This is a genomic window from Catenulispora subtropica (assembly GCF_039531675.1).
Lineage (GTDB): Bacteria > Actinomycetota > Actinomycetes > Streptomycetales > Catenulisporaceae > Catenulispora > Catenulispora subtropica.
Window position 1 is genome coordinate 1 of record NZ_BAAAQM010000105.1, and the last position, 14,016, is coordinate 14,016.

The window sequence follows — 14,016 nt, forward strand, 5'->3', positions numbered from 1 at the left end:
GCGGCCGCCAGCCCGTCGCCGACCAGGCGCGCCGGGCCCCCCGGCGCGAGGCCCGCGAGCGCGGCGAGGACCGGGCGGCCGTGCAGGTCCGGGATGTTGACCGGCGCGACCGCCCCGGCCGCGAGGTCGACCGGGCCCGCCGAGGCGAGGCCGACGCCGGCCAGGGGTCCCTCAGCCCCGGCCGCCGTCGCCCTCGCCAGCTCGATGATCGCTTCCAGGATGTCGTCCGGCCCGCCGGCGGCGGTGCGGGCCGCCCGCTCGGTCGGGGTGCTTCTCCGGGCCCGCACGCGGCCCTCGGTGTCGACCAGCGCGGCCGCGATCTTCGTGCCGCCGATGTCGACGGCGAGGACGGGCCGCCTCACCGCGCCCACCGCGGGGTCGGGGCGCCCCGCGGGGCGCCCCTCGTCGAGCCGGGTGATGTCGTCCTCCCGCCGATCGCAGCTACGGCTTGCTCAGCAGGAGCCCTTGTAGAAGTACTTGCTGACGGACGGGTCGTTCATGTTGTCCTTCGTGATGGCGACCATGTTCGTGCCGATCTGCGCGGTCACCGGCTTGCCGTCGATGGCGGCCACCGCCTGGTCGACGCCCTGGGCGCCGATCGCCCCCGGGTCCTGCGCCACCAGCACCTGCAGCGTGCCGTTGGTCAGGGCCTGGATCTCGTCCGGCTCGGCGTCGAAGGCCGCGACCTTGACGGCGCCCTGCTTCCCGGCGGCCTGCAGGCCGGTGGCGATGCCCTGGCCGGTGTTGGTGTTGCCGGCGAACACGCCGCCCAGGTCGGGGTGCGCGGCCAGGGTCGACTGGATCTGCGACGCGGCGGTGGCCGGCAGGTCGTTGTCGTAGAGCACCGGGAGCAGGGTGATCCCGGGGTGGTTGGCCTGCATCTCCTCCGTGAAACCCTTGATGCGGGCGTCGGTGGTGGAGATGCCGGGCTTGACGCTGATCACGATGGCCGAGCCCTTGTCCCCCATCAGCTTGGCCAGCGCCTGGGCCGCGACCTTGCCGCCGGCCTCGTTGTCGGAGGAGATGCGCGAGACGCCGACCGAGGTGTCGGTGACCGCGGTGTCCACCAGGACGACCTTGGTCCCGGCCCCCTGGATCTGCTTCAGCGAAGGAGTCAGCGCCGCGGTGTCCACCGGGGAGATCAGCAGGCCGTCCGGCTTGGCCGCGCCGACCGAGTCGATGATCGGCCGCTGGACCGAGACGTCCCACTGCGCGGACCCGTCGGCCTTGAAACCGACCCCGAGCTTGTCGGCCTCGGCCTTCGCGGCGCAGGTCATGGTGATGTAGAACGGGTCGCTCTTCACGCCCGTGATCAGCTCGACGGTCTTCTTGCCGCCGCCGCCCGGCGCGGCGCCGCCGCTCGATCCGGACTTGCTCGCGCTGCTGCTGCAGCCCGCCGTCCCGGCGGCGAGCGCCAGCACGGCGCCGGTCACGGCTATCGTCTTCATGCGGAGCATGGCAGAGCCCTTCTTCTCGATCCGAGGGGGATGGGGCGATACGTGGAGGGGATGGGTGGCGGCGGGCCGGTCAGCCGCGTTCGCGACCGCGCCGGCGGAGCTGGTCGACGTAGACCGCGAGCACCAGCACGGCGCCGATGGCGACGTCCTGCCAGTACTGCTGCACCCCGATGATGATCAGTCCGGTGGTGAGCACCGCGGGGATGAAGACCCCGATGACGGTGCCGAGCACCGAGCCGCGGCCGCCGAACAGGCTCGCCCCGCCGAGCACGACCGCCGTGATCACCTTGAGGTTGTCGGTGGAGTGCCCGGCGATCGAGGTGGTGCCGTAGGAGGCCAGCCACATCACCGAGCCGAGCCCGGCCATCAGGCCGGCCAGTCCGTACACCTTCACCAGGTGCCGGTCGACGGCGATGCCGGCGCGGCGCACCGCGTCGGCGTTGGAGCCGATGGCGTACGTGTAGCGGCCGAACCGCGTGGAGGCCAGCATGACGCCGAACACGGCGGTCGTGGCGAACGCGATGACGACCAGCCACGGGATCTGGCCGAACAGCTTCCCGAACCCGATGGACGTCTGGAGCCGGGTGGAGACGGCGCCGGCCGGGTCCTGTCCGCCGGTGATGATCTGTGCCAGGCCGAGGGCCGCGCCGAATCCGCCGAGGGTGACGATCAGCGGCGGCACCTTGGCCTTGGCCACGAGCAGCCCCTGCATCACGCCCCAGGCCAGGCCGGTGGCCAGCGATATCAGGATGCTGATCGTGATGACGCCCCAGCCGGAGCCGGAGCCGCCGTGGTGGATCGTGTACTCGGCGGACAGCACCGCGGAGAGCACCAGGACCGAGCCGACGGACAGGTCGATGCCGGCCGTGATGATCACGTAGGTCATGCCGACGCCGAGGACCAGATAGATGGCCGCGTTGGTGGCGATCTGCGTGATGTCGTACTGGGTGAGGAACTTGCCGGGCGCCGCGATCGTGAAGTACGCGACGAGGACGAGCAGGATCCCGAACGTCCACGCCTCGTTGGCCGCACCGAGGCGCCGCAGGATGCCCCAGGGCCCTGAGGCGGTGGGCGCGACGGGCGGCGCGGGCGCGGCGGGCGCCGCGTCGGGAGTCGCCGCGGGCGCCGGCGCGGGGGTCGCCGAGGAAGTCTCCGAGGGAGTCGCCGAGTTCTGCTTCTCCAGGTCCGCCGGGCTCATGCCGCCTCTCCGATCGTGTCCAGGGCTCCGGTCATCGCGCCGACCAGCTCGTCGACGCTGGTCCGGGCCGCGGTGAAGCTGGCCACCCGCCGGCCCAGCCGCAGCACCTCCACCCGGTCGGCGACCGCGAGCACCTCCGGCATGTTGTGGCTGATCAGCACGACGGTGATCCCGCGGTCGCGGACCCGCCGGATGGTGTCCAGCACGTGGCCGCGCTGGACGACGCCGAGCGCGGCGGTCGGTTCGTCGAGGAAGATCAGCCGGCTGGCGAAGGCCACGGCCCGGGCGACGGCGACCGACTGGCGCTGTCCGCCGGACAGCGACGCGACGCTGACCCCGACGTCCCGCAGTGACACGCCGAGTTCGGCGAACGCCTCGACCGCCGCCTCGCGCATCGCCGCCCGGTTCAGGAAGCCGAGCCGGCCGAGCAGGCCCCTGCGGTAGAGCTCGCGGCCGAGGTACAGGTTGGCCGCGGCGTCCAGGTCCGGCGCCAGCGCCAGGTCCTGGTACACCGTCTCCAGGCCGCGGCGCTGGGCGTCGAGCGGCCCGGACAGCCGCACCGGCTCCCCGTCGATCAGCACCCGGCCCGCGTCCGGCGCCACGGCGCCCGACAGGATCTTGACCAGGGTCGACTTGCCGGCCCCGTTGTCGCCGATCAGGGCGACGACCTCGCCGGCCTGGGCGGTGAAGGCGGCGCCGTCCAGCGCGTGGACCTGCCCGTAGTGCTTGACCACCTCCTGGGCCTCCAGCAGCGGTGTTGGCATCAGCGTGCTCACTCCTGCGCTCGTGGATCGGGTTGACATCGTTGTCAGCGTCGTGGTGGGTAACGATGACCCCGACCGCACCCGTTGTCAAGACTTCGGAACAGCGTGGTGACCGACGGGGCGGCAAAGCGACCTTTTTCGGCCCTTGACGATGGACGCCGACGCGTCCACTGTGTGACGCGCGGATGACATCGTTGTCACGCGAGAGCTCACACCCACCAGTCTTGAGGAGAGACAGGGCCATGAGTTTCCGTCCCCACCGCGCGCGCGGCCGCCTGCCGATCGCGATCTCGTCGCTCGCCCTGGCCGTGGCCGGCCTGTCCGTGCCGGCCGCGACGGCGGCCCACGCGGCCGTCAGCGACCCCACGCAGTACGTCAACCCGTTCATCGGCACCGACGACAGCAACGCGCCGAACCCCGTCCCCGGCGGCGCCGGCGGCAGCACCTTCCCGGGCGCCGAAGTGCCCTTCGGCATGGTGCAGTTCAGCCCGGACACCCCCACGGGCTCGCCCTCCGGCTACCGGTACAGCGACAGCACCGTCGAGGACTTCAGCCTCACCCACTTCGACGGCGCCGGCTGCGCGAACAACGAGGATCTCAACATCCTGCCGGTGACCGGTGCGCTGTCGAGCTCCCCCGGCACCAACTGGACCGGCTACGCCTCCGCCTACACCAAGGCCAACGAGTCAGCCGCTCCCGGCTACTACAAGACCAAGCTCGACAAGTACGGCACGACGGTGGAGCTGACGGCGACCACCCGCACCGGAGCCGCCCGGCTGACCTACCCGGCCACCACGACCGCCCAGCTGCTCATCAACACCAGCCGCATGGCGACCGGCAACCGCTCCGGCTCGGTCACCGTCTCCGGCTCGACCGTGACCGGCAGCCTGACCGGCGGCGGCTTCTGCGGCGGCGGAACGTACCAGATCTACTTCGCCATGCAGCTCAGCCAGGCGCCGATCGCGCACGGCACCTGGAACGGCGGCACCATATCCGCGGGCTCCAACAGCACCAGCGGCACCAACACCGGGGCCTATCTGACGTTCGACACCACGTCGGGCGCCGCGGTGCAGGCCACGGTCGCGCTGTCCTACGTCAGCGTGGCCAACGCGCAGGCGAACCTCGCCGCCGAGACCGGTGCCTTCGACACGCTGAAGGCCAACGCCGACAGCGCCTGGAACACCATGCTGAACCGGATCCAGGTCACCGGCGGCGCCACAACCGACCTGCAGAAGTTCTACACGGCGCTCTACCACGTGTTCCAGAGCCCGAACGTCGCCAGCGACGTCAACGGCCAGTACATGGGCTTCGACCGGGCGGTGCACACCGCGAGCGGCATGACCGTCTACCAGAACTACTCCGGCTGGGACATCTACCGGTCCTGGGCGGCGCTGATGGCCTTCGTCGCCCCCGACGTGATGACCGACGTGGTCAAGTCCATGGTGCTCGACGGCCAGCAGGGCGGCCTGCTTCCCAAGTGGTCGCAGGAGAACTCCGAGGACTTCATCATGACGGGCGATCCGGGCCCGATCATCGTGGCCTCCGCCTACGCGTTCGGCGTGCGCGGCTTCGACACCGCGGCCGCGCTGACCCTGATGGACAAGTCCTCGGCCGGCGGCACCACGCAGGGCCGGGCGATCCGCGGCAACGAGAGCGGCTACGAGTCCCGGCACTACATCATCGGCGACCCGTCGGACTCCCTGGAGTATTCGGCCTCTGACTTCGCCATGGCCCAGTTCGCCAAGGCCCTGGGCGACACCACCGACTACAACACGCACATGACCCGGGCCCAGTGGTGGGAGAACGTCTTCAACCCCGAGTCCTCCTACGTGAGCCCGCACAACAGCGACGGGACGTGGGCCTGGCCGGTGAACCCCGCCAGCAACAGCGGCTACACCGAGGGAAACCCGGCGCAGTACACCTGGATGACCACCTACAGCTTCCAGGCCCTGATCGACCTGATGGGCGGGCGGCAGACCGCGGTCCAGCGGCTGAACCACCACTTCACCCAGGTCAACGGCGGACTGACCACGCCGTACTTCTACATCGGCAACGAGCCCGAGCACGGCGTGCCGTGGGCGTACGACTTCGCCGGCGACCCGGCCGGCGCCGCCGACGCCGTGCACAAGGTGATGTCCCAGGGCTTCAACACCGCCGCGGGCGGCCTGCCCGGCAACGACGACCTGGGCGCCACCTCCGCCTGGTACGTCTGGGCGGCGCTGGGCATGTACCCGGCCACGCCGGGCGCCGACACCCTCGCGCTGCACGGCCCGTCCTTCCCGAGCGTCGTGATCCAGCGCGCGGCGGGCAACGTCACGATCAACGCCACCGGCTCCGGGTCCTACGTCCAGTCGCTGGCGCTCAACGGCGCCGGGACGACGCACGACTACCTCCGCTACCCGGACCTGGCCGCGGGCGGCACCCTCAGCTACACGATGGGCGCCACCCCGGGCAGCACCTGGGGCACCGGGACCAGCGACGTGCCGCCGAGCTTCACCGACGGCTACACCCCGCCGCCGGCCGCGCCGAACCTCGGCCCGAACCTGGCCCAGGGCAAGACGGTCACCGGCTCCACGCCGTGCGTCGCCGCCGAGGGCGCGGCCAACGCGGTCGACGGATCGCTGGCCGGCAACAGCAAGTGGTGCTCCGGAGTCAGCGGCGCGAGCTTGCAGGTGGACCTGGGATCGGTGCAGAACGTCGGCTCGTTCGTGGTCAAGCACGCCGGCCTCGGCGGCGAGACGACCGGGTACAACACCGGCGCCTTCACCATCGCGACCAGCACCGACGGCAGCACCTGGACCACGGCGGCCAGTGTGTCGGGATCCCGGTCCAGCCGAACCTACAGTCCGATCAGCACCGTGTCGGCGCGCTACGTCCGACTCACCGTCAACACCCCGACGAACAACGGTGACTCGGCGACCCGGATCTACGAACTGGAGGTGTACGGCCCCGGCGCGGGCGGCACGACCAACGTCGCCCTGAACAAGCCGGCCACCGCCGACTCGTCCTGCAACTCCAACGAGACGCCGAACAAGGCGTTCAACGGCAGCGTCTCCGGTGGCAACTCCGACAAGTGGTGCTCCCTGGGCGCCAGCAAGTGGCTACAGGTCGACCTGGGTCAGACTTATGCGATCAGCTCCTTCACGCTGCGCAACGCCGGAGCCGGCGGGGAGAACACGGCCTGGAACACCAAGGACGCGGACATCCAGGTCTCGGCTGACGGCTCCACGTGGACGACGGTCGCCCAGATCCGCGGCAACACCGCCGACGTGACCACCGTCAACGCCGGCGCCTCCGGCCGGTACGTGCGGCTGAACGTGATCACGCCGACGAACACCACCGACACCGCCGCCCGCATCTACGAGCTGGAGGTCAACGCCTGACCTGGGGCGCGCCGCCCGACACTCCGTCCGGATCGGTTCGGGCGGCGCGCACCTGATAGCCTCCGAGCTCGTACAGTGCAGCCAATTCCTGAGCATTTGTGGGGAAAACGGGTATCCGGTGAGCATCGAGAACGCGGGCACAGGCCGAGCGGGCCGCGCCACGATGAAGGATGTCGCCGAGCAGGCGGGTGTGGGGATCAAGACCGTCTCCCGCGTCGTCAACGGCGAGCCCGGAGTCACCCCCGAGACGATGGCCCGCGTCCTCACGGCCATCCAGGACCTCGGGTTCCGCCGCAACGACTCGGCGCGCACCCTGCGCACCGGCCGCACCGGCGCGATCGCCCTGCTGGTCGAACAGGTCGCCGACCCCTTCTCCTCGGCCCTGACCGGCGCCGCCGAGGAGGTGGCGTCCCGGCACGGCACGCTGCTCCTGACCGGCTCGTGCCGCGACGACCCGCACCGCGAGCGGGAACTGGCACTCGCGTTCTGCGCCCGCCGGGTCGACGGCATCATCGTCGTCCCGGCCGCCGCCGACCACAGCTACCTCGCCCCGGAGATGGCGGCCGGGCTCGCGGCGGTCTTCGTCGACCGCCCGCCGGTCGACCTGGAGGCCGACTCCGTCCTGGCCGACAACGCCGGGGGCGCGCGGCGCGGCGTCGAGCACCTGCTGGCCGGGGGCCATCGCCGGATCGGCTTCCTCGGCGACAGCGAGACGTTCTACACCGCGGCCGAACGCCTGCGCGGCTACCACGAAGCCGTGGCCGGCGCGGGCCTGACCGTCGATCCCCGCCTGGTGGAGATGGACGCGCTGAAGCCGGGGCGGATCGACCTCGCGCTCGCCCGGCTGCTCGACGGCCCGGCTCCGGCCACCGCCCTGTTCACCGGCAACAACCGGCTGACCGTCGAGGTCCTGCGCCGGATCACCGGACGCCCCGGCCGGCCCGCGCTGGTGGGCTTCGACGACTTCGAGCTCGCGGATCTGCTCACTCCGGGCGTCACCGTCATCGCCCAGGACCCGGCGGGGCTCGGCCACACCGCCGCCGAGCTCCTGTTCAGCCGCCTCGCCGGCGACGCCTCCGCGCCCCACCGCATCGTTCTGCCGACGCGCCTGATCCCGCGGGGCTCAGGAGAGGCCGGCCCAGCTCACCGGTAGCCGCACCCGGAACCGGGTGTCGCCGGGGACTGATTCGACGCCGAGGTCGCCGTGGTGCCGGCTGACGACGATCCGCCAGGAGATGTCCAGCCCGAGGCCCGTCCCCTTGCCCACCGGCTTGGTGGTGAAGAAGGGCTCGAAGATGCGGCCCCTGATCTCCTCGGGCACTCCGGGACCGGTGTCCTGGAACTCGACGACCACCTGGTCCCGGTCCAGCGTGGTCCGAATGGTCAGCGTGCCGGCGCCGTCCATCGCCGAGACGGCGTTGTCGATGAGGTTCGTCCACACCTGGTTGAGCTCCGCCGGGTAGGCCGGCACCGGCGGCAGGCCGGCCCCGTAGTCCTTCACGATGCGGACGCCGTCCGGGATCTTCCCGGCGAGCATCGTCACCGTGCTGTCGAGCAGGGTGTGGACGTCGCTGTCCTGTTGCGGGGCACGGTCGAGCTGCGAGTACTGCTTCGCCGCGCCGACCAGCGTCGAGATCCGGAGCGTCGCCTCCTCGATCTCGGCCGCCAGGCTCTCGGTGTCGAGGGTGCGGCCCAGCCAGGACAGGACGGCCGGAAGGACGCGTCCGTCCACGGCGCCGGCGATCCCGTCGAGATCGGTGACCTCCAGCCCGGCCTGGACGAACGTCGGCGCGAGCCGCCAGCCGTCCGGGACGTCCCGGTCGTCGAGCCAGTCGGTCACCGCGTCCTCGAGGTCGGAGATCTCCAGCGGCCCGAGTGCGCCGGTCTTCCGAAGCGCGGCCTGCTCGACCGCGCGGTTCAGCACCGCGACCAGCGTCTCCAGGCCCGGCGCCCACTCCGGCTCCGCCGCGATCTCGCCGAGGGCCGACCGGGCGTCGGCCACGCCTTCGCGCAACGCGGAGGCGGCTCGCAGCGCGGCGCCGGCCGGGTTGTTCAACTCGTGGGTCAGGCCGGCCGACAGCTTGCCCAGCGCGAGCAGGCGTTCCCGTCCGCCGATGATCTGCTGGGCGATCTGGGTGCCGAAGAACAGGCCCTCCAGCAGGTGCACGGCCATCGGGAACCACTCGTGCACCATCGTCGAGAACGTCTCGGCCGACAGGACGAAGAAGCGCGACGGGACCGTGACCGCCATCGAGTTCCGGTAGATCTGCTGCACTTTGTCGCCGAGGTAGGCCTGGAAGGCGCCGGCGTAGACGCCGGTCTGCGAGGTTCGCGTGACCTCGACGTCGTCTGCGCCGACCCGTCGCGACAGCACGACCGTTCCCTCAAGCAGGACGTAGAACCACTGCGCCGCTTCACCTTCGGCATATACCTGCCCGGGCGCGTAGGACCGGATCTCGCCCCGCTCGCACAGCCAGCGCAGTTGTTCGTCGCTGAGCTTCTCGAACAGGAACAGGCCCCGCAGTTCGTCGATGTCGCAGGCGGGGGATTCGCCCTTGAGGGGTTCCGCGGCAGTCACAGCTTCTCCAGGTAGCGGTGGACGAGCATGACGGCCATCGCGCCCTCACCGACCGCCGAGGCGACGCGTTTGGTGGACTCGGAGCGGACGTCGCCGATGGCGAACACGCCGGGCACGTTCGTCTCCAACAGGTAGGGCTGCCTGTCCAGCGTCCAGCCCTTCACCGGTTCCGCGCCGACGCCGAGGTCCGGACCGGTGAGGACGAACCCGCGCGCGTCCCGGGCCACGACGCCGGCGAGCCAGTCGGTCGTCGGCGCGGCGCCGATGAACACGAAGAGCGCGTGGGCGTCGACGTCCTCGGTCTCGCCGGTCGACGAGTCCTGGAGCGTCAACCGTTCCAGGTGCTCCTCCCCGTGCGCCTGCACGACCTGGGTCCTGGTCCGGACGGTGATCGTCGGGATCCGGGCGATCTGCTGGATCAGGTAGTGCGACATCGAGGCCGTCAGCGACTCGGCCCGCACGAGGATCGTGACGGACTTGGCGAACCGCGACAGGTACACCGCGGCCTGCCCGGCCGAGTTGGCCCCGCCGACGATGAAGATGTGCCGGCCGTCGCAGCCCACCGCCTCGGACAGCGACGACCCGTAGTACACGCCCTTGCCGGTGAGCTCCTCGATGCCGGGCGCCTGCAACCGCCGGTACTCGACACCGGTGGCGAGGATGACGCTCTGCGCCCCGATCGCGGACCCGTCGGCGAACCGCACCAGCCGCGACGAGCCGCAGGTCTCCAGTCCGGCGACCTCGCGCGCGGTCAGCGTCTCAGCGCCGAACTTCGCCGCCTGCCGCCGGGCCCGATCGGTCAGCTGGGCCCCGGAGACCCCGTCGGGGAACCCGAGGTAGTTCTCGATCCGCGAGCTCTGCCCGGCCTGCCCACCGGTGGCCAGCCGCTCCACGAGGACCGTTCGCAGCCCTTCCGACGCGCCGTAGACCGAGGCACTCAGCCCCGCGGGCCCGCCGCCGACCACGACGAGATCGTAGAAGGCGTCGGCAGGCGTGGTCCGCAGACCGACGTGGTCCGCCAGCTCCTGATCATCCGGCTCGACCAGTACACCCCCATCCGGCGCGATCACCACCGGCAGCCGCGCTACGTCCGCACCGGTCCCATCCGGGTCCCGCCCCGCCGACACCAGCAGCCGCCGCCCCTCCGGCTCGTCCACGGCATACCAGCGATACGGAACCTGGTTGCGTGCTAGGAACTCCCGCACCTCGGTCGACCGCGCCGACCACCGGTGCCCGACGACCCGCGTCTCCAACACCGCGCGATGGTCCGCGGCCAGCCACAGGTCCAGCAGGTTGTCCACCACCGGATAGAACTTCTCCTCCGGCGGATCCCACGGCTTGAGCAGGTAGTGATCGAGATCGACGATGTTGATCGCGTCGATGGCCGCATCGGTGTCGGCATAGGCGGTCAGCAAAATACTGCGCGCCCCGGGAAAGACCTCCATCGCCCGCTCAAGGAACTGCACCCCGTTCATCTCGGGCATCCGATGATCGGCGATCAGCAACGCCACCAGATCACCGCGCAGTTTGAGCTCCCGCAACACCTCCAGCGCGGACTCCCCCGACTCCGCCCGGACGATGCGGTAGTCACCTCCGTACCGCCGACGCAGATCTCGCGCGACAGCACGAGAAACACCAGGATCATCATCCACCGTGAGAATCACGGTGCGAGGCGCAGCGGCCGTCTCACTCATCGCACCATTATGTCGGCCAGGTGGGCTTTCGGCCTGGCAGCGGATCCGCGCAGGACGTCTCCCGGACGCACACGACACCTTCCCTCCGTTCGAGACAGCCCCCGGCGGCGAACGTCGTCAGGGGCTGTCTCGGCACGCCGACCGTCCGAGGTCAGTCGCCGAAGGTCATCGCGATGTCGTCGACGTACCCGTCGTCGTCGGTGCCGGCGGCGCGGGTGTAGTTCACCGTGACCTGCACCGAGACCGTGCCGACCGGGACGGTGCCAGCGGCCGTCTCCAGGATCAGCTCCGTCGCGTTGCCGCGCTGGGCGGCGGTCACCGGATTGAGGGTCGCGGTGCCGAGTGCGGCGCCCGAGGCGTTCAGGAAGGTCGCTACCAGGCCGGCCCGGTCGTTCTGCGACGAATAGCCGCCGACCCAGGCCGAGAAGCTGTACGGCAGCGTGCCGCCGGCGATCCGAGACGCCTGCGAGGAGACGTCGACGGTCTGGTTCATCGACGAGCTTGCTCCGTTGCCGCCGTCGAACAGGGCCAGACCCGGGGAGGCCGGGGGCTGAGGGCCTTGCGCCGTGGTGGGGTAGGACGGCGCGCCGTAGCAGATCTGCTGCGGTGTGCCGGAAACCGCCGTCCAGCCTTGGGCGTTGTGGCCGCTGCCGCTGCTACCGCACGGACCGGTCTCGGCGCCGGGGTTCGCGAACGGCACCGAGTACTGGGTACCGGAGGGGTTGACCGTCCAGGTGAAGGTGGCGCCGCCGGACGCGCCGGTGGTGTCGGTCGCGGTGACGTTGACCGTCGAGGTGCCCGCTGTGGTCGGGGTGCCGCTGACGACACCGGTCGAGCCGTTGATGCTCAGGCCGGTCGGCAGGCCGGTGGCCGAGTAGGTCAGGGTCTGGCCGGAGGCCGAGTCGGAGGCCTGGATCGGCAACGGGCTGATCGCGGCGCCGGCCGTCGAGGTCTGCGCACCTGGGTTGGCGACCGTCACGGTGTCGCCGCCGGTGCCGTTGGTGAACACCTCGTTGTACGGCGTGGCCCACTTGTCATTGTCGGTCATCGTGGCGGTCAGGCCGAGCGCGCCCTCGATCACGCGGGCGGTGCTGTAGTGGTCGTAGCGCGCCGCGTCCTTGAAGTTCGCCTTCACCGTGCCCTGCGATCCGATGGCGATCGTGGCGACCTGGTTGGCCTGGCCGGGTCCGAATCCCCCGGGCGAGTTGGCGCCGTCCTCGTCCCAGCTGATGATCAGCAGGGACTTCTGCTGGGTCCAGGCCGGGGAGCCGAACAGCGTCGGCAGTGTCTGGCTCAGCCAGGTGTCGCCGGCGGCGATACCGCAGTCCTCCATGTCGTCGCAGGAATCCGCGTCGGCCCAGACGAACGCCGGGGTGGTCGCGGCCGAGGCCAGGTCGGTGTTCAGCAGCTGCGGCAGCGGCTGCCAGTGCGCCTGGCAGTAGGCGTTGTCGTTCTTCATCTTCGCGGCGTAGTAGAACGGTACGTCGTCGTTCTCGTACTCACCGCTGGACGTCGTCTGGCAGTTGCTGGTCTGCGACTGCACGTACTGCTTCCAGCTCTTGCCGATCGCGTCCAGGTTGTCGGACAGCCCGTTGTTGGTGGCGGTGCAGGCGGTGTCGGTGATGCAGTTGGACGCCGGCGTGGAGTGTGTGCTGCGGCCGTAGGAGTTGCCGAACGCGATCGCCTCGTAGTTCGGGTCCGAGTTGTGCGTGTTGGCATGGTAGTTCGTCAACAGCGAGCCCATCGGGACGAGCGTGTTGTTGATATACGGCGCGGCCGAATTGCCGATGACACCGGCGCCGCCGTCGACGGTGTTGGACGAGGCCGAGTAGTTGTTGTTCTCCATCATCACGAAGAACACGTGGTCGAAGCTCGGGACCGTGGAGGCCGGAACGCTCAGCGTCGGCGCCGCCACCGCGGTGTCCAGCGCCAGCGACAGGTCGTCGGCCATGCCGTCGTTCTGCGTGCCGGTCATGGTGAAGTCGACGGTCGTCAGGATGCTGCGAGTCCCGGACGGCACCGAGGCGGTCACACTCCGGTTCAGGAACTCGGTGGTGCCGCTCCGGTCGGCGGCCAGCACCGGGCCGATGGACGAGGTGCCCAGCGAGGCGCCGGAGGCGTTGCGATAGGTGATCTTCACGGCGGCGGCGTCGTCGTAGCTCCCGATGCCGCCGAGCCACCCGGACAAGGTGGCGTGCACGCTCCCGGCGTCGATCGCTGAAGCGGCCGAAGAGACGTCACTGACCTGCGTCATCTCACTGCTGCCCCGCGAACCGCCCTGGAAGTAGGCACCTCCCTTGGTGGGTGAGCCCGGCGTACTCGTCGCGGCACCGGTGGGCACGCCGTAACAGTTGATGACCGGGTCGCCGACGGTGAGCTGCCATCCCGGAACCGTCGTCTCCTCCCACCCGCCCATGGAGCACTGCGACGTCTCGCCACCGGCGTTCAGCAACAGATTGCCACTGGCCACCGCGGATGCCCGGGCCGCGCCGACGGACAGCGTGAGGGCCGCAGCCACTGCCGTGACGGCGACTAAGGAGGTGAGGACGTGGGAGATCGGTCTGGATCTGCGCATGGCGGAGTCCTTGTCTGATGACGGGGGGCGGGGATCAGTCCACGTAGACCGGGAGTGAGCGGCTCACGCACATCAAAGGGCGCCCCTGCGGGGTGCGGCAAGGCAACGAGCGAAGTGTTCACCGAACAGGTCGCCTATCACGGCGATAGCCAAGCGCGATGGCTCACCGCGCGCCCTCGTCTCGTCAACGCCCCAACCACCTCTGGCCGCCGCCACGACCGGTCGGTGGGCTAGTCTTTCAATCACTTGATTCGTCGCTGCGGGGGGAGCTGAGGCGTGGCACGTCCTACTGACTGGAACGTCCTCGACCTGGACCATGATCCGACGCCGGGGGATCCGTTCCGGATCAAGGAGTTGGGTAAGCGGC

At 70.5% G+C, this 14,016-nt stretch carries 9 protein-coding genes; 2 read left to right on the plus strand and 7 right to left on the minus strand.

Translation table 11 applies throughout. The annotated features are described in order from the left end of the window. From ABD466_RS43740 to ABD466_RS43755, 4 genes are all read right to left on the minus strand, one after another. The coding region (locus tag ABD466_RS43740) for an ROK family protein (protein WP_344663233.1) at window positions 1-362 on the minus strand (362 nt) is incomplete at its 3' end. 90 nt (window positions 363-452) lie between these two features. Then, entirely contained in the window at window positions 453-1,448 is a 996-nt protein-coding gene (locus ABD466_RS43745) for an ABC transporter substrate-binding protein (protein ID WP_344663234.1), read from the minus strand. A gap of 79 nt (window positions 1,449-1,527) precedes the next feature. Further along, window positions 1,528-2,655 carry an ABC transporter permease gene (locus ABD466_RS43750; protein WP_344663235.1) on the minus strand — a complete coding sequence of 376 codons (1,128 nt, stop codon included), beginning with the start codon at window positions 2,653-2,655 and terminating at the stop codon, window positions 1,528-1,530. Then, complete coding sequence (locus ABD466_RS43755; protein ID WP_344663236.1) at window positions 2,652-3,419, minus strand: ATP-binding cassette domain-containing protein; 768 nt, start codon at window positions 3,417-3,419, stop codon at window positions 2,652-2,654. The genes ABD466_RS43750 and ABD466_RS43755 overlap by 4 nt, the downstream gene beginning before the upstream one ends. A gap of 242 nt (window positions 3,420-3,661) precedes the next feature. Between ABD466_RS43755 and ABD466_RS43760 the strand changes: the two genes are divergently transcribed. Then, window positions 3,662-6,802: a GH92 family glycosyl hydrolase gene (locus ABD466_RS43760; protein WP_344663237.1), complete on the plus strand. Its 3,141-nt coding sequence runs from the start codon at window positions 3,662-3,664 to the stop codon at window positions 6,800-6,802. A 163-nt stretch (window positions 6,803-6,965) separates the two neighbouring features. Then, a complete protein-coding gene (locus ABD466_RS43765) occupies window positions 6,966-7,955 on the plus strand; it encodes a LacI family DNA-binding transcriptional regulator (RefSeq protein WP_344663241.1) in 990 nt (329 codons plus the stop codon). Here the strand turns inward: ABD466_RS43765 and ABD466_RS43770 are convergent. The 3 genes from ABD466_RS43770 to ABD466_RS43780 all read right to left on the minus strand — a co-directional run bounded on the left by ABD466_RS43770 (window position 7,926) and on the right by ABD466_RS43780 (window position 13,592). After that, a complete protein-coding gene (locus ABD466_RS43770) occupies window positions 7,926-9,380 on the minus strand; it encodes an ATP-binding protein (RefSeq protein WP_344663238.1) in 1,455 nt (484 codons plus the stop codon). The two genes, ABD466_RS43765 and ABD466_RS43770, sit on opposite strands and share 30 nt — an antisense overlap. Next, the gene (locus ABD466_RS43775; RefSeq protein WP_344663239.1) at window positions 9,377-11,074 is read right to left on the minus strand and encodes an NAD(P)/FAD-dependent oxidoreductase; all 1,698 of its coding nucleotides are present in this window, start codon (window positions 11,072-11,074) and stop codon (window positions 9,377-9,379) included. The genes ABD466_RS43770 and ABD466_RS43775 overlap by 4 nt, the downstream gene beginning before the upstream one ends. A 151-nt stretch (window positions 11,075-11,225) precedes the next feature. Next, window positions 11,226-13,592, minus strand: coding sequence for an alkaline phosphatase family protein (locus ABD466_RS43780; protein WP_344663240.1), 2,367 nt, complete (start codon window positions 13,590-13,592; stop codon window positions 11,226-11,228). Between the last annotated feature and the right edge of the window lie 424 nt (window positions 13,593-14,016).